The organism is Pseudomonas sp. Irchel 3H7, assembly GCF_900187605.1.
Taxonomy (GTDB): Bacteria; Pseudomonadota; Gammaproteobacteria; order Pseudomonadales; family Pseudomonadaceae; genus Aquipseudomonas.
Genome location: NZ_FYEA01000002.1, coordinates 58002 through 84262, shown reverse-complemented (window position 1 = coordinate 84262; position 26261 = coordinate 58002). Strand labels below are relative to the sequence as shown.

2 protein-coding genes (1 of these 2 only partly in view) are annotated in these 26261 nt (G+C 63.3%); both read right to left on the bottom strand.

What is annotated here, in order from left to right; genetic code table 11:
• Positions 1-13248 carry the 5' portion of a non-ribosomal peptide synthase/polyketide synthase gene (locus CKW38_RS03770; protein ID WP_095111866.1) on the bottom strand. It extends 4605 nt beyond the left edge of the window, so 13248 of the gene's 17853 nt are visible here — the first part of the coding sequence; its start codon is at positions 13246-13248; its stop codon lies off the left edge, out of view.
• Positions 13245-26261: a non-ribosomal peptide synthetase gene (locus CKW38_RS03765; RefSeq protein ID WP_095111865.1), complete on the bottom strand. Its 13017-nt coding sequence runs from the start codon at positions 26259-26261 to the stop codon at positions 13245-13247. The genes CKW38_RS03770 and CKW38_RS03765 overlap by 4 nt, the downstream gene beginning before the upstream one ends.

Below are 26261 nucleotides of genomic sequence, written 5' to 3'. Positions count from 1 at the left end.
CTCAATCAGCGACAGGCCACTGTCGACCGGGGCAATCAGCACCTGTGCTTCGTCGTTCAATTGTGCGAAACGACTGCGCAGGCTTTCGTGACGCGCGACGATCCGCGCCAATGCCCGGTGCAGCGCCTCTGCGTCGAGTCGTCCACGCAAATGCAGGCCCAAGGGAATGTTGTAAGCGGTGTTGCCGCCGTCCATCTGCGCGAGGAACCACAAGCGTTGCTGGGCGAACGACAGCGGCAGCGCCTGATCGCGCGGCGCCGGCAGAATCGGCGGCAAGCTGCTGCGTTCGGCCTGACTCAATACGTTGGCGACCGCCGCCAATTCCGGATTGGCAAACAGATCAGCCAGCGCCAGCTCCACGCCCAATTGCTGGCGCACCTGGGAGAGCATGCGCATGGCCAGCAATGAATGGCCGCCGAGTTCGAAGAAGTTGTCGTGACGGCCGACCTGTTCGACCTGCAACACCTCGGCCCAGACCTGTGCGAGGCTGATTTCCAGTGGATTGGCCGGCGCCTCGTAGACCCGACTGAGCAGCGCCTCCTGGGTCGGTGCCGGCAGTGCCTTGCGGTCAACCTTGCCGTTGTTATTCAGTGGTAACACATCGAGTTGCACCCACGCGGTGGGCACCATGTATTCCGGCAGGCGTGCGTGCAACTGAGCGTGCAGTTCAGCGCTGTCCAAGACGCCATCGTGCGCCGTGTAATACGCCACCAGACGCGTGGCGTCCTGGCCGTCGCGGCGCGCCAGCACCACGGCTTCCCTGATCCCCGCGCAGTTCAGCAGGCGACTCTCGATTTCTCCCAGCTCGATGCGGAAACCACGAATCTTCACCTGATCATCGTTGCGGCCGATGCAATCGAGTTGTCCCGGCGCCAGCCAGCGCGCGAGGTCACCGGTGCGATAAAGCAACGCGCCCGGCGTCTCGCTGAACGGATCGCGGAGGAATTTCTCGGCGGTCAGATCCGGCCGGTTCAGGTAACCCAGCGCTACGCCCTGCCCGCCGATGTACAGCTCGCCGGTCACGCCCATCGGCACCGGTTGCTGATACGCGTCGAGCACGTACACCTGCGTGTTGCCGATCGGTCCGCCAATCGGCACGCTCTCGGCGTTTTCCGCCACTTCACGCACTTCGAATGTCGTGGCGTACGTGGTGGTTTCGGTCGGGCCGTAGCAATGCACGATGCGCAATGCCGGGGCCTCGGCCAGCAGTCGCCGGAACGCCGCCGGATCGCCACGCTCACCGCCGCACAGCAGCATCCGCAGGCCCTTGAGCGCCTGCGGGATCAGTTGCACGTATTGGTTGAACAGCGCGGTGGTGACGAAAAGGATCGTCGCGCCACTGGCACTCAGTTCACGGCCGAAGGCATTCGGATCGAGCAGCGTTTGATGGTCGATGATCACCACGCGACCGCCATTGAGCAGCGGCCCCCAGATGTCCATGGTGCTCGCATCGAACGCCGGGTTCGAGGCGAAGACCACACGATCCTGCGCATTGAAATCGGCATAACCGTTGTTGAGCACCAAGCGGCCGATGCCCCGGTGCGGCACCATCACCCCTTTCGGCGTGCCGGTAGAGCCGGAGGTGTACATGATGTACGCCAGCGCCTCGGACGACTGCAGCAGATTCGGGTTGTGCGTCGGCTGGCCGTTGAGGGTCAGCGTGTCCAGATCGATGCGCGGTGCGGTGTAGTCGATGATTTCGCTGCTGAGGGTCAACAGCGCCACCGCTCGGCAATCCTCAACCATGAACGCCTGGCGCTCGCTCGGTGCGTTGATGTCCAGCGGCACGTAGGCCGCCGCGCATTTGGCAATGGCCAGTTGCGCGACCAGCAACTCCAGCGAACGTGGCAGCAGGATCGCCACGTGATCGCCCGGCTGCACGCCGTGGGCGATCAGGTGATGGGCCAGGCGGTTGGCTTGGGCATTCAGCTCAAAGTAACTCAGCGAATGCGCGCCATGTACCGCCGCCACCGCTTTGGGATGCGCCGCCGCCTGCTGCTGGAAAATCCCGTGCACGGTCAGTGTTTGCGGGTAGTCACGCACCGTGGCGTTGAAGTCGTACAGCAAACGCTGGCGCTCATCCGCCGCCAGCAACGGTACCTGTTCCAGTACCGTTTGCTCACCGCCAATCATCGCTTCGAGCAGACGTTCGAAGTAGCCGATATAACGCTTGATCGTCAGCGCATCGAACAGCGCCGTGGCGTAGTTCAGCGTGCCGCGAATCGCTCCATTGACCTCGCCCAGTATCAGCGTCAGGTCAAACTTGGCGACCTCGCCCGGGCCGGCCACGCCCTCCAGCGTCAGATCAGCCAACGCCAGTTGCGGGCCGACGCTGCTGTCCCAGTTCAGCGTGGTCTGGAACAGCGGGCTGTGCGCCAGGCTGCGCAGCGGCCGGGCGATTTCCACCACTTGCTCGAACGGCAGATCCTGATGCGCCTGCGCCGCCAGTGTCTGCGCCTTGACCCGCGCCAGCAGCGCTTCGACGTTCACCGCGCCCGAGGTGTCGATGCGCAAGGCCAGCGTATTGACGAACATGCCAATCAGGCCTTCGACTTCTGTGCGAGTGCGATTGGCCACCGGCGTACCGATCACCACATCGGTTTGCCCGGACAGACGACTCATCAGCAGCGCCCAGGCGCTCATCATGGTCATGAACAGGGTCACGCCGTGACGTTGGCTCAAGGCCTTGAGCCCCGCGCTCAGGCGCGGGTCCAGCAGCACGTCGACGTTGCCGCCGGTGTAATCCTGTTGTGCCGGACGCGGGCGATCGGTGGGCAGCGTCAACACGGCCGGCGCACCGTCGAGGGTTTGCTGCCAGTACTCGCTTTGCCGCTGCAGCACCTCCCCGCTGAGCCAGCGGCGCTGCCACACGGCGTAGTCGCCATATTGCAGCGTCAGCGCTGGCAGCGGATCAGGCTGACCCTGGCTGAACGCTTGATACAACGCCATCAACTCAGCCGTCAGCACGCCCATCGACCAGCCATCGGCGACGATGTGGTGCACGGTCAGCAACAGCACATGATGATCGTCGGCCAAGCGCACCAGTCGCCCACGAATCAGCGAATCATTCTGCAGATCAAACGCTGTCGAGGCTTCCTGCGCCATCAATCCCTGCAAGGTGAGCTCGGCTTGCAAGGCTTGGCGCAGATCGTCCACGCGCAAAAGCAAACCGCTGTCGACCGGGGCAATCGATACCTGCGCAGTGTCGTCGAGGCGGATGAAACGGCTGCGCAGGGTTTCGTGACGAGCGACAATCCGTGCCAGCGCCGCTTGCAGGGCGTCGCCGTCGAGGTGACCGCGCAGGCGCAGGCCGAGAGGAATGTTGTACGCCGAGTTGCCACCGGCCATTTGCGCGAGGAACCACAGACGTTGCTGGGCGAAGGACATCGGCAGCGGTTGATCACGCGGTGCCGGCACAATGTCCGCTAGCGCGCTGCGCCCGGCGCGGCTCAATACTTCAGCAACCGCACTCAATTGCGCATCGGCAAACAGATCACTCAGCGCCAGTTCGACGCCGAGGCGCTGACGGATCAGCGAAACCATGCGCATCGCCAACAGCGAATGACCGCCGAGTTCGAAGAAATGATCGTGACGCCCGACCTGCTCGACTTGCAGCACTTCGGCCCAGATCTGCGCCAGTGCGGTTTCCAGCTCACCTTGTGGTGCTGTGTATTCGCGGCTGAGTAACGTAGCGTCGTCAGGCTTGGGCAAGGCTTTGCGATCAACCTTGCCATTGTTGTTCAGCGGCAACCTATCCAGTTGCACCCACGCTGACGGCACCATGTATTCCGGCAGTCGTGCTTGCAACTGCTTGTGTAGCCCGGCGCTGTCCAGCTGTTCAGCGTGAGCGGTGTAATACGCCACCAGACGCGTAGTTTGTTGACTGTCCTGGCGAGCCAGCACAACCGCTTCCTTGACCCCGGCACAGCTGAGCAGGTGGTTTTCGATTTCGCCCAGCTCGATACGGAAGCCGCGAATCTTCACCTGATCGTCGTTCCGTCCGATGCAATCGAGTTGCCCCGGCGCCAGCCAACGCGCGAGGTCGCCCGTACGGTACAGAAGCGCGCCGGGTTTATCGCTGAATGGATCGCGAAGGAATTTCTCGGCAGTCAGATCCGGCCGGTTCAGATAGCCCAGCGCCACACCCTCACCGCCGATATACAACTCACCGGTCACGCCCATCGGCACCGGTTGTTGATGGGCATCCAACAGGTAAACCTGCGTGTTGCCGATCGGCCCGCCAATCGGCACGCTCTCGGCGTTTTCCGAGACTTCGCGCACCTCAAAGGTGGTCGCGTATGTGGTGGTTTCGGTCGGGCCGTAGCAGTGCACGATACGCAGCGCTGGCGCCTCGGCCAGTAACTGTCGGAACGCCGCTGGATCGCCCCGCTCGCCGCCACACAACAGCATACGCAAGCCTTTGAGCGCCTGCGGAATCAGTTGCACGTACTGGTTGAACAGCGCGGTGGTGACGAACAGGATCGTCGCCCCGCGAGCACTCAATTCACGGCCGAAAGCGTTCGGGTCGAGCAGCGTCTGATGGTCGATGACCACGACGCGACCGCCATTGAGCAATGGCCCCCAGATGTCCATGGTGCTGGCGTCGAACGCTGGATTGGAGGCAAACACCACCCGATCCTGCGGGTTGAAATCGGCATAACCGTTGTTGATCACCAACCGGCCGATGCCTCGGTGCGGCACCATCACGCCTTTCGGTGTGCCCGTGGAACCGGAGGTGTACATGATGTACGCCAGCGATTCCGAGGTTTGCGAAAGGTTCGGGTTTTGCGTTGATTGCTCATCCAGCGACAACGTATCCAGATCGATGCGCCGGACGGCGTAGTCGATGACTTCACCGCTCAAGGTCAACAGTGCCACAGCCTGGCAGTCATCGACCATGAACGACTGCCGCTCGCTCGGCGCATGGATGTCCAGCGGCACATAGGCCGCCGCGCACTTGGCGATTGCCAGTTGTGCGACCAGCAGCGTCAGCGAACGTGGCAACAATATAGCCACGTGGTCGCCCGGCTGGACGCCTTGCGCGATCAACTGATGGGCCAGACGGTTGGCCTGCGCATTGAGTTCAAAGTAACTCAACGATTGCTCACCGTGCACCGCGGCCACCGCTTGCGGTTGCGCCGCCACTTGCCCCTCAAACAACGCGTGCACTGTCAGCGCCTGCGGATACTCGCGTTGTGTGGAGTTGAACTCGACCAGTAACTGATGACGTTCTTCGGCGCTGACTACCGACAACCGATCAAACCCCGCGTGCGGCGTGTGCTCCAGCGCGTTCAGCAAAGTCATCAATGCACCCTGCATGTACCCGCAGATTCGCTGTGCATCAATCCCCGCCCCGGCCAATACCTTCAAGCCGAAATCTTCGCCAAGATCGTCAACGCTGAGGGTCAGGCGATAGTTGGTGTGTTCCTCGGCATCGAGCAATTGCATCCCGTGCCACGCCGCTTGCACCTCGGCGGATATCGGCCCGACCGGGGCGCTGTGACGATAGTTGAGCAGCGTGCTGAACAGCGGCGTACCCGCCGGCATCGCGCTGCACTGCTGCACCTGCGCCAGTTGCGCGTGCTCGTGAGCAAGCAACTGACTCAAGCGTTGATGGGTCGCCAGCGCCGCCCCTTTAACGCTGTGCGCATTGAGCTCGATGCACAGCGGCAAGGTGTTGATGAACACACCCAGCGCCCGCTCCGCTCCTTCGCCGCCCTGCAATCTGCCAAGCAAAACCGTGCCAAAAACCACGGCGTCGCGCCCGGACAATTGCCCCAGCACCTGCGCCCAGGCGAGGTGCATCAGGCTGGCGGCGCTGACACCCAAGCGCCGCGCCTGTTGCCTTACGCTGTGGCTGAGTGTGTTTTCCAGCGTCAACTGCGCTTCCTGCGCGGGGCCGTCATGGGCCAGATTCTGACCATAGGGCAAGGTCGGCTCATCGATCGCGCCGAGCATTTCGCGGAAGAAGCTTTCGTGCTCTTGCGCGCTCAGCCCGGCGCGGGTGTGCGCCACGTAGTTGCGATACGGCACTGGCTCGCTCAGTTGCCCGGCGTTGCCCAGCAGAAACGCCTGCATCTCGTGCTGCAACACCTCGAGCGCCACGTGATCCATGACCAAATGATGGAACAACAACAACGCCACCACCCGTTGATTGACGGCATCACGGCTGTACACCACGCGCATCAGCGGCGCCTCGGTCACAGGCATGCGGTAGCTATCGATGGTGAAGCGTCTGTGCAACTGGCTCAGCGCATCGCCCGCTTCGGCGTCCAGCTGCAAGGCCTCACAGCTCAGCGAAGCCTCACGCCAGACCACTTGCACCGGCTCTTCCAGACTCTCCCAGAACAGCGACGTGCGCAGAATGTCATGGCGCTCGATCACTTGTTGCAGTGCGTCGGTGAAGGCTTGCAAACGCTGTTCATCGGCGAAGGCAAACTGCGCCTGCAGCACATACGGATCACCCTGCGCAGCCGAAAGATGATGGAACAGAATGCCGGTCTGCAAAGGTGCCAGCGGGTAGATGTCTTGAACATTGCGCGCACCGCCGGGGACACTCGCGACGATGCGGTCGATCGTCGCTTGATCCAGCGTCACCAGTGGCAGCAGTTCGGGCGTGATGCGCGGACAATCGGCTGGAATAAGATTCGCCGGCACCGCTGCTTCGGGTTCCCCGCCTACTGCCGCCGCCAGTGCGGCCAGCGTCGGTTGGCCGAACAGCACGCGAATGTCCGCCGACAGCCCGGCCCGGCGCATGCGCGCAACCAGATTGACCGCCAGCAATGAATGGCCGCCCAGTTCGAAGAAGTGATCAAAGCGCCCTACTCGCTCGACTTTCAGCAACTCGGCCCAGATACCGGCAATGACGGTTTCGACTTCACCGACCGGGGCTTCGTAATCGCGGGTCAGCAGCGCCGATTGGTCAGGGGCCGGCAAGGCCTGACGATCCAGCTTGCCGTTGGGGCTCAGTGGCAAGGCCGGCAAATGCACAAACACGGCAGGCACCATGTAATCCGGCAAGTGTTTGAGCAGTTCGCTACGCAGTTGATCGATGTCCAGCGGTTCGCCGCTGTAGTACGCCACCAGGCGCTGATCGCCCGGCACGTCTTCGCGAGCGAGCACGGCAGCTTCACGCACGCCGTCGATGTGCGCCAGATGCGCCTGAATCTCGCCCAGTTCGATGCGCAGGCCACGAATCTTGACCTGATCGTCGTTGCGCCCCAGGTACTCGATATTGCCATCGGCGAGATACCGCGCGACGTCGCCGGTGCGGTACAAACGCGCGCCTGGCTGATCATTGAACGGATCGTCGAGGAAGCGTTCGGCTGTCAGCTCAGGCCGATTCAGATAACCCCGCGCCACCTGCACCCCGCCCAGATACATCTCGCCGACTACGCCGAATGGCACCGGTTGCTGATGAGCGTCGAGGATATACGCACGGGTATTGCACAGCGGTTTGCCAATCGGCGGCGTGCCGTCCGGCACCGGCGAATCCGGTTCCAGCGTCCACACGGTGCTGTCGACAGTGGCTTCGGTCGGGCCATACACGTTGTGCAGGCGTACCTGCGGCAGACGCTCGCGGACGCTACGCACCAACGCGGCGGTCAGCTCACCGCCACCACAGAACACATCGCTGAGGCTGCTGCACTCGCCGACCTCTGCCACTTCAAGGAATTGCTGCAACAGTGCCGGCACAAACTGCACGACGTTGACCTGTTGCTCACGAATCAGCTGCACCAGCGCCGCCGGATCACGATGATCGTCCGGGCCGGCGAGCACCAGGCGCATGCCGCAGCTCAACGGCCAGAACAGCTCCCACACCGAGGCGTCGAAACTGAACGGGGTTTTCTGCAGCAGCGCGGCGCCGCTAGAAAGCGGGCACAGCCCGGCGCTCCAGTGCAGCAGATTGCCCAGGTTACGGTGCTCGACCATTACGCCTTTCGGCGTGCCGGTGGAGCCGGAGGTGTAAATCACATAGGCCAGATTTGCCGCGCTCAAGTCCGGCACCTGCGGATTGCTCTGCGCAAGGTCTTGCCAGTTGCACTCGTCGAAATCGACCAACACGCCGGCCCACTCGCAGATCAGCGCACGCGTCGGCGCATGCACCAGCACCGCCACGGGCGCGCTGTCCTCAAGCATGTAGGCCAGACGCTCGGCGGGATAACCCGGATCGAGCGGCACATAAGCGCCGCCAGCCTTGAGAATCGCCAGCAGACCGACCAACAACTGCGGCCCGCGCTCGACGCAGATCGCCACCCGCGAATCGCGATCGACACCGCACTGGCGCAGGTGATGGGCGAGTTGGTTGGCGCGGCGGTTCAACTCGGCGTAACTCAAACGCAGCTCAACGGCGACCACGGCGTCAGCGTCTGGCGTGCGCAACACCTGCGCTTCGAAGCGGCCATGAACGGTCTGTTCGAGATCGTGGGCGACGGCGGTGGCGTTGAGATCGACCAGCAGGTGCTGACGCTCGTCGTCCGCCAACAACGCCACGTGTTCAAGCACCGCTTGATCGTTGCTGACCATCGCCTGCAACAGGCGCTGGAAGTAGCCGACGTACCGTTGAATAGTCGACTCATCGAACAAGGCAACGGCGTACTCCAGCACACCGCGAATCCCGCCCGGCGCCTCTGCCAGCGTCAGTGACAGATCGAATTTGGCAAAGTGGCTCGGCTCGGCGACGCTTTCCAGCGTCAGCTCGCCCAGACTCAGGCTCGCGCCATGGCCGCTGTCCCAACTGAACATCGCCTGGAACAACGGGCTGTGCGCCATGCTCCGCGCCGGTTTGGTGATTTCCACCACTTGTTCGAACGGCAGGTCCTGGTGCGCCTGCGCGTCCAGCGTCCGCGCCTTGACCCGCGCCAGCAGCGCTTCGCAGCTCAACTCGCCCGAGGTATCGATACGCAAGGCCAGGGTGTTGACGAACATGCCGATCAAGCCTTCGATCTCGGCGCGGGTACGGTTGGCGACCGGCGAACCGATGACCACTTCGGCTTGCCCGGACAAACGACTCAACAGACTCGCCCAGGCACTGAGCATGAGCATGTACATCGTCACGCCGTGACGCTGGGCCAAAGCCTTGAGCCCGGCACTCAGGCGTTCGTCGAGCACCACGTCGACGGTGTTGCCGGCGTAATCCTGCTGTGCCGGGCGCACGCGGTCAGTCGGCAGCGTCAACAGCGCCGGAGCGCCGGCCAAAGTCTGTTGCCAGTATTCACTTTGGCGCTGCAGCACCTCACCACTGAGCCAGCGCCGCTGCCACACCGCGTAATCGGTGTATTGCAGCGCCAGCGGTGGCAGTGGATCCGGCTGGCCATGACTGAAGGCCTGATACAACGCCATCAGTTCGCGGGTCAGAACCCCCATCGACCAGCCATCGGAGATGATGTGGTGCAGGGTCAGCAACAACACGTGATGATCGTCGGCGAGGCGCACCAACCGACCGCGAATCAGCGCATCGTCCTGCAAGTCGAATGGCCCGGACGCTTCGCCCTGAATCAGCGCCTGCAAGGTTTCGTCGGCTTGCGGATGCTGGCGCAAATCTTCGACGCGCAGCAGCAGACCGCTGTCGACCGGCGCGATCAGCACTTGCGCCTCGTCATTGAACTGGGCAAAACGGCTGCGCAGGGTTTCATGCCGCGCGACGATGCGCGCCAAGGCCTGTTGCAGCGCTTGTTCATTCAATTGCCCACGCAGGCGCAGGCCGATGGGGATGTTGTACGCGGTGTTGGCGCCTTCCATTTGTGCGAGAAACCACAAGCGCTGCTGCGCGAACGACAGCGGCAAGGCGCCGTCACGGGCCACCGCGACAATCTCCGGTTGCGTGCTGCGCCCGGCTTGGGCCACCGCCTCGGCAACCGCGGCCAACTCGGCATTGGCAAACAGATCGCCCAGTGCTAGCTCCACGCCAAGGCGCTGGCGAACCTGGGACACCATGCGCATGGCCAACAGCGAATGGCCGCCGAGTTCAAAGAAATGATCCTGACGCCCTACTCGCTCGACCTGCAACACCTGCGCCCAGATCTGCGCCAAGGCGCTTTCCAGTTCGTTGTGCGGCGCCTCGTATTCGCGGGTGAACAGCGCCGCACGCTCAGGTTTCGGCAAGGCCTTGCGGTCGACCTTGCCATTGGCGGTCAACGGCAGTGCGTCGAGTCTGACGAAGGCCACCGGCACCATGTAATCCGGTAATTGGGTCAACAGGTGCGCGCGCAACTCGGCCACCGCCAGCGGTTCAACCTGACTCTGCTCGGTGAAATACGCCACCAGACGCGGTTGGCCGGGTTCATCTTCGCGGGCCAGCAGCACGGCTTCCTGAATGCCGGGCAACGAATTGAGGCGGGTTTCGATTTCGCCGAGTTCGATACGCACACCACGAATTTTCACCTGATCGTCGTTACGCCCCAGGTACTCGATCGTACCGTCGGCACGCCAGCGCGCGAGGTCGCCGCTGCGATACATGCGCGCATTCGGCACGGAACTGAACGGGTCATGGAGGAAGCGCTCGGCGCTCAGATCGGCACGGTTCAAATAACCGCGAGCGACCCCGGCTCCGCCAACATACAATTCGCCCATGACGCCAATCGGCACCGGACGCTGCTGTTCATCGAGCAAGTACACCGTGGCGTTGGCCACCGGTTTACCGATGTGCAAGGCGTCGCCCGCCTCGATGCGGCCAGAGGTGGCGACCACGGTGGCTTCGGTCGGGCCGTAGTTGTTGATCACCTCGAATTGCTGGTTGCGGCTGAACTGGCGCAAGCGGTCGCCACCGATCAGCAGCGTGCGCAGCGTCGGGTGTTCAAGGTTCTGGCTGAAGGCGTATTCGGCGACCGGTGTCGGCAGGAAACTCACGTCCAGTGGCTGCGCGCGCCACCACTCGAGCAGCGCATCGATGTCCTCGCTGCCCTCGTGCGTCGGTGCCAGATGCAAAGTCGCGCCAGCACACAACGCCGGCCAGACTTCCCAGGCCATGGCGTCAAAACCGAACCCGGCAAGACTGGACGTATGGCGACCGGCGCACAGATCAAACGCGCTGCAATGCCAGTCGACCAGATTCGACAAGGTGCGGTGTTCGACCATCACGCCTTTGGGCAGGCCGGTGGAACCGGAGGTGTAGATCACGTAGGCCAGATGTGCGGCGGTCAGGCCCGGCACCTGCGGATCAAAGGTCTCGCTCAGTGGCCAGGTGCGCGGGTCGAGATCGATCACCGGCACCGCCAGCGCCGGCAGGCGATCCCGCAGAGTGTTTTGGATCAGCACGGCAACGGGGGCGCTGTCGCTGAGCAAGTAGTGCAGACGCTCGGCCGGGTGCGCCGGGTCGACCGGCACATAACCGGCGCCCGCCTTCAAAATGGCGACCAGCCCGACCAGCGTATCGAGGCCACGGCGGGCGACGATGGCGACGCGATCATCAGGCTTCACTCCCAGCGCAATCAAATGATGGGCCAGCGCGTTGGCATGCCGGTTGAGCTCGGCATAACTCAGTTGCTCACCGAGGTATTGCGCGGCTACGGCTTCGGGCCGCTGCACCACTTGCGCTTCGAAACGTTGGCCAATGGTCAACGTCGCCGGGAAGTCGGCGTGAGTGGCATTGAACGCCAACAGCAGCTGCTCGCGCTCTGCCGCCGGCAGAATGGGCAATTGGTTGAGCGCGGTATCGGGCGCCTGTTCCAGCGCCAACACCAAACTTTCGAGGGCGCACTGCAGGTAATCGCAGATGCGCTGTGGATCGACCTCGGTGGTGGCCAGCAACGTCAGGCTGAAGGCATCGCCGAAATCATCGACGCTCAGGGTCAGCGGATAGTTGGTGCGTTCTTCGGAGCTGATCGTGCTGATGCCTTCCCAAGCGGCCAGGGTCTCGGCACTCGCCGTCGCCGCCGTGTGACTGTGGCGGTAATTGAGCAAGGCACTGAACAACGGCGTCGGCGCGACCACGCCGCTGCAACGCTGGGCCAGTGCCAGCGGCGCGTGCTCGTGGCGCATCAGCGTGGTCAGGCGTTTGTGCGTCGCCTCCACCGCCGCACGCACGCCCCGCGCATCGACATCGACCCGCAGCGGCAAGGTGTTGATGAAAATCCCCAGCGCCCGTTCGGTGGCTTCGGCGCCTTGCATACGGCCCATCAGCACCGTACCGAAGACCACATTCTGCTTGCTGGTGAGCACCGCCAGTACCTGCGCCCAGCCCAGATGAAACAGGCTCGCGGCACTCACGCCGAGCTGCCGCGCCTGCGCCCGCAGACGCTGACCGAGCAGCGGGTTGATCGGCTGGCTCAGCTCGGCGATACCGAGGCCGTCGCCCTGCACATCCTGCAAACCGTAGGGCAGCGTTGGCTCGGCGATGTCGGCGAGCATGTCGCGGAAAAACGTCTCGTGTTCGGCTTCGCTGATGCCCAGCCGCGCCTGCGCCACGTAATTGCGAAACGGCACCGGCCGGCCGAGCGATTGATCCTCGCCGGTGAGGCAGGCGAGCATTTCGTGACGCACCACATCGAGCGCCGAGTGATCCAGCGCCATGTGATGGAACAACAACGTCGCGACCACGCGCTGACCGGCCTCATCCCACGCGTAGGCCAGCCGCATCATCGGTGCGTGCTTGACGTCGAGACGGAAATGCCGCGCATCGAAACGCTCGTGCAATTGCTGCAGTACAGCGCTTTCGCCGTCGTGCACCACAACTTCTTCCATCGGCAACTGCGCCTGACGCCAGACCACTTGCAGCGGCACGTCCAGCCCTTCCCAATGCACGGCAGTGCGCAGGATGTCGTGGCGATCAATGACCTTTTGCAACGCCTGGGCGAAATCCTGCAAACGCTCACGACTGCTGAACGCAAAGTACGATTGCATGACGTACGGATCGCCCTGCTCGTTGCTCGCGTGGTGATAGAGAATGCCTTCCTGCAACGGCGCCAGTGGATAGATGTCCTGCACATTGGCGGCGCCGCCCGGGACATCGGCGATCAAACGGTCAAGGATCGGCTGATCCACTTCAGCGAGGGTCACCATCGCTGGCGTGATGTGCGTGCTGCCGGGGAGAATGCCGTTGGCCGGAACGTCGATCTGGCCGACGCGGGTGGCCGAGTATTGGCCGGCCTTGATCAGTTCAATCAGCGCCGGTTTGTGCTCGCGCAGCGCGGCCAGCAACGCCGGATCGCTCAACGCCTGCTTGTTGCCATTGACGCGCAATTGCTCATCGGTCACCGCCAACTGAATGTCTTTTGCCTTCAGGGTTGCCAACAGTTCGAGCACATTCACAGGACGATCTCCATTCTTTCGGTAATTGCGGCGTAGCCGGCCAGGGTCGGTTGTTCGAACAACGCCCTGACATCGGCTTCCATGCCTTCCTGACGTAACCGGCCGATCAGACTGACCGCCAGTAATGAGTGACCACCCAATTCAAAGAAGTGATCGTGGCGCCCTACCCGTTCGACGTTGAGCAGCTCGGCCCAGAGCCGTGCGAGGGTGATTTCCACTTCGCCGACCGGGGCTTCGTATTCGCGGGTTTTCAGCGATTGCTGATCCGGCGCCGGCAGTGCTTTGCGGTCGAGTTTGCCGTTGGGACTTAGCGGCAAAGCAGCGAGATGCACGAACACGGCGGGCACCATGTAGTCCGGCAAGTGCTCGAGCAAATGACTGCGCAGCAGGTCGATGTCCAAGCGCTCGCCGGTGTAATACGCGACCAGACGCTTGTCGCCCGGCACGTCTTCGCGGGCCAGCACCACGGCTTCCTGCACACCTTCGATCCGGGCCAGACGTGCCTGAATTTCGCCCAGTTCAATACGCAGACCGCGGATCTTCACCTGATCATCGTTACGCCCCAGGTACTCGATATTGTCGTCCGGCCGATACCGCGCGACGTCGCCGGTGCGGTACATGCGCCCACCAGGCTGGAACGGATCGTCGAGGAAGCGCTCGGCACTCAGCTCAGGCCGGTTCAGATACCCGCGCGCCACCTGCACACCAGCGATGTACAGCTCGCCGACTACGCCTTGCGGCACCGGCTGTTGTTGCGCATCGAGGATGTACATGCGGGTGTTGGCAATCGGTTTGCCGATTGGCGTGTTGTCCGGCGTCTGCTCGATGGAACCGGTGCAATCCCACGCGGTGACGTCGACGGCCGCTTCGGTCGGGCCATACAGGTTGTGCAAACCGCTGCCCGGCAGTTGCAGCTTGAAGCGCCGCACCAGACTGCCCGGCAACGCCTCACCGCTGCACATCACCTGGCGCACGCTGTCGCAGCGTGTGGTATCGCTGTTGGCGAGAAACACATCGAGCATCGATGGCACAAAGTGCAGCGTAGTGATGTGCTCGCGCTCGATCACTTCGCTCAGATACTGCGTATCCTTGTGCCCGCCGGGCTGCGCCATGACCAGTCGCGCGCCGGTCATCAGCGGCCAGAAGAACTCCCACACCGACACATCGAAACTGAACGGGGTTTTCTGCAGCACCGAATCGGCCGCCGTCAGCTGATAGGCGTCCTGCATCCATAGCAAGCGGTTGACCACACCGGCGTGTTCGTTGACCACGCCTTTCGGTTGGCCGGTCGAACCGGAGGTGTAGATCACGTACGCGCTGTGTTGAGGTGTCAGCGCCGGGATTTGCGGATTGTCGGCAGACAGCGATTGCCAAGTGATCTGGTCGAGATCGACCATCGCTGCCGAGATCTCACCCAGCAACGCACGGGTCGCGCCGTGCACCAGCACCACAGCTGGCGCGCTGTCCTCGAGCATGTAGGTCAGGCGCTCCGGCGGATAGGCCGGGTCCAGCGGCACATACGCGGCACCGGCCTTGTTGATCGCCAGCAGACCGATGACCATTTCCAGGCTGCGTTCGACGCAGATCGCCACCCGTGAATCCACTTGCACGCCGAGGCTGATCAAGTACCGGGCCAGGCGGTTGGCGCGCTCGTTCAGCTGCGTGTAGCTCAATGCCTGATCGCCGGCGACGACGGCCACAGCCTCTGGCGTACGTCGCACCTGCGCCTCGAACGAGCCGTGCAGCGTCTGCTGCAAATCGTAATCGACGTCGGTGGCGTTGAGGCCGAACAACAACGCCTGTCGCTCCTCGTCCGGCAACACCGTCAAACGATTCAACGGTTGCTGTGGTGTCTGCTCCAACGCCTCGGCCAGCGCAACCAGCGCGTTCTGCATGAACTGGCTGATGCGTGCTGCGCCGATGCGCGACGGGGTCATCACCGTCAGTTGGAAGCCACTGCCGAGATCGTCGACGTTGAGGGTCAACGGGTAATTGGTGCGCTCCTCGCCGGCCAGGGATTCGATGCCCTGCAAGGATTCACGCTTGGCGTTCTGACGGGCCTCACTGTCGCTATGCCGGTAGTTGAGCATTGCACTGAACAGCGGCGACGGCGCCGCGACACCGCTGCAACGCTGGGCCAGCGCCAGCGAAGCATGTTCGTGCGCCAACAGCGCACTGAGCCGCGCATGCGTGGCCTTGACCCCGGCGCGCACGTTGCTTTCGTCAACATCCACACGCAATGGCAAGGTGTTGATGAACATGCCCAACCCGCGATCCGCGCCCGCCCCGCCCTGCATCCGGCCAAGCAGCACGGTGCCAAAGACCACGCGTTCCTGACCGGACGTTGCCGCCAGCACCCGCGCCCAGGCGAGATGAAAAAGACTGGCGACACTGACACCGAGCAAGCGCGCCTGACTGCGCAGTCGCTGCGCCACCACGGCGGGCAGCGGCTGGCAGACCTCCTCGATGTCATTACCGTCGCCATGCACATCGTGCAGGCCGAACGGCAGAGTCGGTTCGTCGATGTCGCCGAGCATTTCGCGGAAAAACACTTCGTGCTCTTGTTCGCTGACACCAAGACGAGTCTGCGCAACATAATTGCGGTACGGCACAGCGGCCACCGGCAGTTGCTCATCGCCCTGCAAAATCGCCTGCATTTCCGCGCTGACCACCGCCAGCGCGGTGTGGTCCATGGCGATGTGGTGGAACAACAGCATAGCGACGACGCGCTGATGTTCCGGATCGAGGGCATACACCAGACGCAACAGCGGTGCCTGCCCCAAGTCCAGACGCCAGTGCCGCGCATCGAAGCGCGCCCGTAGTTGATCGATGGCTTCGCCCTGCGCAGGCTCCAGCGCCACGGCTTGAACCGGCAACTCCGCACGCCGCCAGACCACTTGCACCGGCGCCGGCAGGCCTTGCCAGACAATCGCACTGCGCAGGATGTCGTGACGGGTCATGACCTGGCGCAGCGCCGCCGCGAACGCTTGAACACGCTCGACGCTGTCGAACGCCAGACACGATTGCAGCAGGTACGGATCGCCTTTCACGGCGCTGAGGTGGTGATAAAGAATCCCTTCCTGCAACGGCGCCAGCGGATAAATGTCCTGCACGTTGGCAGCGCCACCCGGCACCGTGGCGACGATGCGTTCGATACTGGCCTGATCCAGTTGCACCAGCGGCAGCATGTCAGGGGTGATCTGTGTGCAATCGGCGGGAATCAGATTGTCCGGCACTGCAACCTCGCGGCCGCTGCCCACCGCCGCCGCCAGCGCGGCCAGAGTCGGTTGGCTGAACAGCACGCGCACGTCGGTGCTCAGATCGACCTGACGCATGCGTTCGATCAGCGTCACCGCCAGCAGGGAATGCCCGCCCAGTTCGAAGAAGTTGTCGTGACGGCCGACCTGCTCGACATTGAGGACTTCGGACCAGATCTGTGCCAGCACGATTTCCACCGAACCTTGTGGCGCGGCATACTCGCGACTCAGCCACGCTGTTTGATCCGGCGCCGGCAACGCCTTGCGGTCGAGTTTGCCGTTGGCGGTCAGCGGCAGTGCTTGCAGGCGCACGTAAGCGGCAGGCACCAGAGCTTGCGGCAACTGCGCTTGCAGATGACTGCGCAAATCCTCGATGTCGACGCTCAGGCGTTCGGTAAACCACGCCAGCAACTGGCCGTCGCGCACCAGCACCACGCAATCCTGCACGGCCGCGTGAGCGCTCAACGCCGCTTCGATTTCGCCCAGCTCGATGCGCACGCCGCGCAGTTTGATCTGATCATCGTTACGCCCCAGGTATTCGATGCTGCCGTCGGCGAGCCAGCGTGCGAGGTCGCCGGTGCGATACATACGCGCCTGCGGTTCGTCGCTGAACGGGTCGTCGAGGAAGCGTTCGGCAGTCAGCTCGGGTCGATGCAGATAACCACGCGCCACACCGGCACCGCCGACATACAACTCGCCTGCAACACCGACCGGTACGGGGCGCTGCTGGTCGTCGAGCAAATAAATCTTCGCGTTGGCCATCGGCTGACCGATGTGCAGCATCTGCCCGGCCTCGACCGCGCCAGAAGTCGCAACCACCGTGGCTTCAGTCGGGCCGTAGTTATTGATCACCGCGAAGGTCTGCTCGCGGGGGAACTGGCGCAGCTTGTCACCACCGATCAACAGCGTGCGCAAAGTCGGATGGCCGAGGTCGCGACTGAACGCATATTCGGCAACCGGCGTCGGCAGGAAACTCACCTGTAACGGCTGCGCGCGCCACCATTCCAGCAACTCATCGAGGTGCTCGTTGCTCACCGACTCCGGCGGCAGGTGCAGGGTCGCACCCACGCAAAGCGCCGGCCAGACCTCCCACGCCATGGCGTCGAAGCCGAAACCGGCGACACTCGACGTGTGGCTGCCGGCGCGCAGGTCAAAGGCCTCGCAGTGCCAGTGCACCAGGTTCTCCAGCGTTGCGTGTTCGACCATCACGCCCTTCGGTTGGCCGGTGGAGCCGGAGGTGTAGATCACGTAGGCAAGATGCGCCGGAGTCAGCGCGGACAGTTGCGGATTGCTCTCGGACAGCTGCTGCCAGGTGGGACTGCCCAGATCAATCAGCGGCACGGCGCCGAGCAAATCAACCGTCGCAGCCTGCGCCAGCACCGCCATCGGCGCGCTGTCCTGCAACAGATAGGCGATGCGTTCCGCCGGATACGCTGGATCGACCGGCACATAACCGGCGCCGGCCTTGAGGATCGCCAGCAACGCGACGAGCATGTCCGGGCCACGGCGCAGACACACGGCAATGCGGTCATCGGGCTGCACGCCGAGCCCGAGCAAGTGATGGGCCAGGCGATTGGCGCGCTGATTGAGCTGCGCGTAGGTCAGGTGCTGCGCGCCCTGCACCACGGCCAGTGCCTCCGGCTGCTGCTCGGCCTGAGCCTCGACCAAGCGTTGAATCGTCGCGCCACGCGGATAGGCCGCTGAGTGTTGGTTGAAGCCAACCAGCAAGTGCTCGTATTCCGCCACCGAAAGCACCGGCAAACGGTTGAGCGGACGCTGCGGCGTCTCTTCCAGTGCCGTCACCAGATGTTCCAGTGCGGTGTGCATGTAACTGCAAATCCGTTGCGCACCGATCTCTGCAACCGCCAGCACATCCAAGGCAAAACCTTCGCCCAGATCATCCACCGACAAGGTCAACGGATAATTGCTGCGCTCCTCACCGCCAAGCATGCGCACGCCCTGCCAGATCCCCTGGCCGTCGTGCGGCTGCTGCTCGGCGGCACTGTGTCGATAGTTGAGCAAGGCGCTGAACAGCGGTGCGGAACCGCCCATTGCAGTGCAACGCTGGGCCAGCGCCAGTGACGCGTGTTCATGGCCGAGCAGCGCCGTCAGCCGCGCATGGGTGGTTTTCACCCCGGCGCGCACGCCTTCAGCGAGATCGACGCGCAGCGGCAAGGTGTTGATGAACACCCCCAGCGTGCGGTCGGCGCCCTCACCACCCTGCATGCGCCCCATCAACACCGTGCCGAACACCACGTCGCGGCGCCCGGAGACCACGCCCAACACCTGCGCCCAAGCCATGTGCATCAGGCTCGCCGGGCTGACACCCAACTGCCGGGCCTGTTCACGCAGGCGCAAATTGAGCCCGGCATCGACCGGTTGCAGCGCTTCTTCGATGCCGCGCCCGTCGCCCTGCACATCCTGCAGCCCGAACGGCAAGGTCGGCTCGTCGATATCGCCGAGCATCTCGCGGAAGAACGCTTCGTGCGCCTGCTCATCGGCGCCCAGGCGGGCCTGCGCCACGTAATTGCGGTAAGGCATCGGTGGCGTCAGCGTGTCGAGTTGATCAAACATCAACGCGTGCATTTCCCGACCGATCACGTCCATGGCGGTATGGTCGAGAATCGAGTGATGGAACAGCACGATGGCGACGACTTGCTGTTGCGCCGGATCCTCGGCGTAGACCATGCGGATCAGCGGCGCGAGGGTCAGATCGAGGCAGTAATGCCGCGCATCGAAGCGCGCGTGCAACTGTTCGAGAATATCGCCGTCCTGCGCATCCAGCGGCACCTGCTGCACAACCATCTGCGCCTCGCGCCAGACCACTTGCTGCGGGCTCGGCAAGCCTTCCCAGATCACGCTGGTGCGCAGAATGTCGTGGCGCGCGATGACCTGCTGCAAGTGTGCGGCGAAGGTCTGTAAACGTTCGAGACTGTCGAAAGCCAGACGCGATTGCAGCAGGTACGGATCGCCCTGTTCGGCGCTCAGATGGTGATAAAGAATGCCTTCCTGCAACGGTGCCAGCGGATAGATATCCTGCACGTTGGCTGCGCCGCCCGGCACCGTGGCGACGATACGATCGATACTGGCCTGATCGAGTGTGGTCAGGGTCAGCATGTCGGGAGTGATGTGCGTGCAATCGGCCGCAATCAGATTGGCCGGCACCGCGATTTCCCGGCCACTGCCCAAGGCCCGCGCCAGCGCGGCCAGGCTCGGTTGATTGAACAGCACGCGCACATCGGCGCTCAAACCGGCCTGACGCATGCGTTCGATCAGGCTCACCGCCAACAGCGAATGGCCGCCGAGTTGGAAGAAGTTGTCGTGACGGCCGATCTGTTCGATGTTCAGAACGTCGGCCCAGATCTGCGCCAACGCTGTTTCGACCGGGCCTTGTGGTGCTTCGTATTCACGGCTGAGCCACGCATCCTGATCCGGCTCGGGCAAGGCCTTGCGGTCGAGTTTGCCGTGGGCGGTCAGCGGCAGGCTGGCCAGGCGTACGTATGCAGCCGGCACCAACGTGTCCGGCAGTCGGGCTTGCAGATGCTGGTGCAAGTCGCCGATTTCGACCGATTTGATTTCAGTGAACCAGGCGACCAGACGCCCGTCACGCACCAGCACCACGCATTCGCGAACTGCCTCGTGAGCAGTCAGCGCCGCTTCGATTTCCCCGAGTTCTATACGCACACCGCGCAGTTTCACCTGATCGTCGTTGCGTCCCAGGTATTCGATATTGCCGTCGTCCAGCCAGCGCGCAAGGTCACCGGTGCGGTACATCCGCGCGTGCGGCTCGTCGCTGAACGGGTCGTCGAGAAACTGTGCAGCCGTCAGTTCCGGGCGATTCAGATAACCGCGTGCAACCCCGGCGCCGCCGACATACAACTCGCCCTGCACACCGGTCGGCACGGGCTGTTGCTGACGGTCCAGCAGATAGATCTTGGCATTGGCAATCGGCCGGCCAATGTGCAGAACCCGTCCGGGTTCGATGCGCCCGGAAGTCGCGACCACCGTGGCTTCGGTCGGGCCGTAGTTATTGATCACAGCGAACGTCTGCTCACATGGGAACTGGCGCAACTTGTCGCCCCCAATCAGCAGCGTGCGCAGGGTCGGATGGCCCAGCTCGCGACTGAATGCGTATTCGGCGACCGGGGTCGGCAGAAAACTCACTTGCAACGGCTGCGCACGCCACCACTCGAGCAATTCATCGAGGTGTTCGTTGCCGATTGAAGGCGGTGGCAAGTGCAAAGTCGCGCCGACGCACAACGCCGGCCAGACTTCCCAGGCCATGGCATCGAAACCGCAACCGGCGACGCTGGCGGTGTGGCTGCCGGCGTGCAGATCGAAGGCTTCAGCGTGCCAGTGCACGAGGTTTTCCAGAGTGCGGTGCTCGACCATCACGCCTTTCGGCTGCCCGGTAGAACCCGAGGTGTAGATCACGTAGGCCAGATTTGCCGGGGTCAACTTCGGCAGTTGCGGATTGTGGTCAGGCAAGTTCTGCCAGTCGCTGGCGTCCAGATCGATTACCGGCACCCTGCCGAGCAGGTCGCGCGTTGAGGCCTGCGCCAGCACCGCGATCGGGTCGCTGTCCTGCAACAGGTAGGCAATTCGTTCTGCGGGATAATCCGCATCAATCGGCACGTAACCGGCGCCGGCCTTGAGAATCGCCAGCAGTGCGACGAGCATGTCCGGGCCACGACGCAGGCACAGTGCAACACGATCGTCGACTTGCACGCCGAGGCCAATCAAGTGATGGGCGAGGCGATTGGCGCGCTGATTCAGTTCGCGGTAGCTGAGCTGTTGCTCGCCCTGCACCACCGCCAGCGCCTCGGGATGCGCCGCCACTTGCGCTTCGAACAGACGCGGCACTGTTTGTGCGGGCGGGTATTCACGACCGCTGATGTTGAAGCCGACCAGCACCCGTTGCCGCTCGCCCGGCGACACGATCGACAGCTGCTGCAACGGCGCCTGCGGCGTGTACTCCAGCGCCGTCACCAGACTGTGCAACGCGGTTTGCAAGAAATCGCAGACTCGCACACCGTCCACCTGCGGCACGGCCTGCACACTCAAGCGGAAACCTTCGCCGAGATCGTCGACACTGACCACCAACGGATAGTTACTGCGCTCGCGCGAGCTGAGAATCTGCACGCCATCCCACGCTACAGCGGCCGAATCCGCCGCACTGTGGCGGTAGTTGAGCAAGGTGCTGAACAGGGCCTGCGACCCGGCGACACCACTGCAACGCTGAGCCAGTGCCAGCGAGGCTTGCTCATGGCCGAGCAATTGCGCCAAACGTGCATGGGTACTCCGCACGCCGCTTTCTACCGAGTCCGCCTCGACACTGACGCGCAACGGCAAGGTGTTGATGAACATGCCCAGCGCCCGATCAGCGCCCTCTCCACCTTGCATGCGCCCAAGCAAAACAGTGCCGAACACTACGTCTTGCTGGCCGGAAACCTGTGCCAACACCTGAGCCCAGGCCTGATGCACCAGGCTGGCAACGCTGACACCCAGCCGCCGCGCCTGCTCACGCAGACGTTGGCCGAGGCCGGCGTCCAGCTCGGCATGACTGTCGAGGATCGCGCTGCCGTCGCCGTGCACGTCCTGCAAACCGAAGGCCACAGTCGGCTCGTCAATGTCGGCGAGCATCTCGCGGAAGAACGCTTCGTGGACCCGATCATCGGCGCCGAGCCGCGCCTGCGCGACAAAGTGGCGGTACTGCACCGGCGGCGGCAGATCGACGCTATGGCCGAGCATCACATCGCTCATTTCCGCGACCAGCACTTCCAGTGCGGTGTGGTCGAGGACGATATGGTGCATCAGGAGGATGCCGATCCAACGGTTGTGCGGCTGATCTTCGGTGTAGACAAAGCGCATCAGCGGCGCGCGATTGAGGTCCAGACGATAGTGGCGTGGATCGAAACGCGCCTGCATCTGCTCCAGCACGTCGCCGTCGAGTTCATCGGCATCAACGCGTTCCAGCGCCAGTGGTGCCTCACGCCAGACCACTTGTACCGCCTCTTCCAGCCCTTCCCAGACAATGCCGGTGCGCAGAATGTCATGGCGTTTGATCACGCCGTTCAAGGCGCGAACGAAGGTTTTGATCTGCGCCAGACCGTCGAAGGCAAATTGCGCCTGCAACACATACGGATCGCCGGCGCTGGTCGCCAGATGGTGATAGAGAATCCCCGCCTGCAACGGCGCCAACCCATAGATGTCCTGCACATTGGCGATGCCGCCCGGCACAGTTGCAACGACACGATCGATCGCGGCCTGATCGAGATTGGCTAGCGGCAGCATCGCCGGAGTAATGCGCGTGCAACCCGGTTCGATCAGGTTGTCGGGAACGACGATGACCCGTTCGCTGCTCAAGGTCGCCGCCAACGCTGCTACGCTCGGTTGACCGAACAACACGCGTACGTCGCAATGCAGATCCTGTTGGCGCATGCGTTCGATCAGCTTCACCGCCAACAGCGAATGACCGCCAAGTTCGAAGAAATTGTCGTGGCGACCGACCTGCTCGACACCGAGTAACGTCTGCCAGAGTTCGGCAATCAGATTTTCCACGGCACCGACCGGCGCTTGGAAACCCCGTCGGGCAAACGCTTCGCTGTCCGGTGCCGGCAAGGCTTTGCGGTCGAGCTTGCCATTGGCGGTCAGCGGGAAATTCTCGAGACGCACGAAGGCGCTCGGCACCATGTACTCAGCCAGCGAAACCAGCAGTTGATCGCGCAATTGCGCCACATCCGGCGCGGCGCCTTCGTCGGCCAGCCAGTAGGCAACCAGACGCTGATCACCGGGGCTTTCCTCACGGGCGATGACCACGGCTTCGCGCACGCCTTCGCAAGCGCACAGGCGTGCTTCGATTTCGCCCAGTTCGATGCGGAAACCGCGAATCTTCACCTGATCGTCATTGCGCCCCAGGTATTCGAGGCTGCCATCGGCGGCCCAGCGCGCGAGGTCACCGGTTTTATACAACCGCGCCTGGGCGTTTTCGCTGAACGGATCATTGATAAAACGCTCGGCGGTCAGTGCTTCGCGATTCAGATAACCGCGCGCCACACCCGCGCCACCGACGTACAACTCGCCAATCACGCCGGCAGGGACCGGTTCGCGCTGCGCATCGAGGACATACAGTTGCAGGTCGGGAATGCGCACGCCAATCGGGCTGACGCCGAGCAACTGCGCGTCGGCAGCCTGCAACGGCCGATAGGTCACGTGCACCGTGGTTTCGGTGATGCCGTACATGTTCACCAGCCGCGTGCCGGAATTGCCGACCCGCGCATACCACGGCTTGAGTAAGCCCGGCTCCAGCGCTTCACCGCCAAAAATCACTTCCCGCAATGAGTGTTGAAGCTGACTGCGGCCCTGCGCGGCGATCAGTTGGCGGAATGCGCTCGGCGTCTGGTTGAGCACGGTCACGCCGGTTTCGCAGAGCAATGCATAGCAGTCGTCCGGCGAGCGGCTGACGGCTTGCGGGATCAACAGCAATTGCCCGCCGAATGCCAGCGCGGCCCAGATTTCCCACACCGAGAAGTCGAAGGCGAAAGAATGGAACAGCACGCCGATGTCTTGCTGGTTGAACTGGAACCAGTCCTGGGTGGCAGAAAACAGCCGCGCCACGTTGCGGTGCTCGACCATCACGCCTTTGGGCAGACCGGTGGAGCCGGAGGTGTAGATCACGTACGCCAGATGCGCCGGGGTCAGTTCGGGGATCTGCGGATTGCTGTCGAGTTCGGCCTTGAGGTGAGCGCTGTCGAGGTCGATCTGCGGCACCTCGAGATCGGCCACACGATCGCGTGTCGCCGCCTGCATCAGCACCGCCACCGGTGCACTGTCCTGTAAGGTGAAGCTGATTCGGTCCAGCGGATAGGCCGGATCAATCGGCACGTAACCGGCGCCAGCCTTGAGCACGCCGAGCAGGCCAACGATCATCTGTGGGCCGCGCTCGACGCAGATGGCGACACGGTCGTCAGGGCGAATGTTCAGCGCCAGCAAATGGTGGGCGACCTGATTGGCGCGATGATTGAGTTCGCCGTAACTGAGCGTTTGCCCTTCGAAGATCAGCGCCGTAGCGTCCGGGCGGGCCTGTGCCCGGGCTTCGAATTGCTGGTGGATCAGCGGGGTGTCGGGGCACTGCGACAGCGGCAAATTGCTGTCGTGTAGCAGGTGTTCGCGTTCGCTGGCGGGGAGGATTTTCAGCTCTTGCAGCGCCACATCGGCACTGGATTGCAGGGCCGCCGCCAGACTCTCCAGCGCGGTGTTCAAATAAGCCGCCATGCGCTCGGCGCCCAGTGCTGCATCCGCCAGCGCGGTGATGCGCAAGTCCACACCGAGGTCATCAATGTTGATCGTCAGCGGATAGTTGGTCCGCTCGCGCGCACCGAGCACCTGCACACCGGGGGCAATGTCGACCACGTCAGCGACTTCTTCGACGCTGCTGTGCCGGTAGTTGAGAATCGCGCTGAACAGCGGCGTCGGCACCGCGACGGCGCTGCAGCGTTGGGCCAGGGCCAGCGAAGCTTGCTCGTGCGCCAGCAACGCCGTCAGGCGCTGATGGGTCGCCCGCACGCCGGCACGCACGCTTTGTGCACCGACATCAACGCGCAGCGGCAAGGTGTTGATGAACATCCCCAACGCCTGCTCACCGCCCTCGCCCGCGTCCATCCGCCCGAGCAATACGGTGCCGAACACCACCGCCGTACGCCCGGACAATTGCCCCAATACACGCGCCAGCGCCAGATGCGTCAGGCTCGCGACACTCACGCCCAACTGCCGCGCCTGCTCGCGCAACTGCCGGCTCAAGCGGCTGTCGAGCATCAACGCGGCTTCCTCGATGGCGTGGCCGTCGCCCTGCACATCCTGCAGACCGCAGGGCAGCGTCGGCTCGTCGATGTCGGCGAGCATGTCGCGGAAAAACGCCTCCTGCGCCGGTTCATTGCCGGCACTGCGCGCCTTGGCCAAGTGATCGCGATACGGCACCGGCGCGGCCACTTGCGCGGTCTGCCCGAGCAGGCAGGCCTGAATTTCCCGACGCAGTACATCCAGCGCCACGTGATCCATGATCATGTGATGAAACAGCAACAGCGCAACGACGCGACCCTGAGCAGGATCCTGCGCATAGACCATGCGCAGCAACGGCGCTTGCTGCATGTCGAGACGGAAGTGCTGCGGGTCGTGGCGTTCGAGCAGTTGCGTCAGCACATCGGCGCCGCTGTCGACACTGACTTCTTCACACACCAGCGGCGCCTCGCGCCAGACCACTTGCACCGCTTCGTCGAGGTATTCCCAAACGAACGAGGTGCGCAGAATGTCGTGACGTTTGACCACCCAACGCAGCGCGTCGGCGAAAGCGTCCAGCCGTTGCTGGCTGTCGAACACGAAGCGCGCTTGCGAGATGTAAGGGTCACCGGCAGCAGCCGAGAGATGGTGATAGAGCATGCCCTCCTGCAACGCGGACAACGGATAAATGTCCTGTACGTTAGCCGCGCCACCCGGCACCGTGGCGACGATGCGGTCAAGCGCGTCCTGATTCAGCTTCACCAGCGGCAGCATGTCCGGGGTGATGCGAAACGCAGGACTCAGCCAGTCGCCGCCGTGTTGGGCAACCAATTCCAGCAATTGCGCCTTGTGCGCCGCGAGGCTGTCCCACAACGCGTCATCCAGCGCGTCGTCGCTGCCCAGAATGACCAGGTCTTCATCTTCCTGTTGAAGGCGGATCGCATGGGTGGAAATGGCAGCCATCAGTTCGCTGAAATGCAT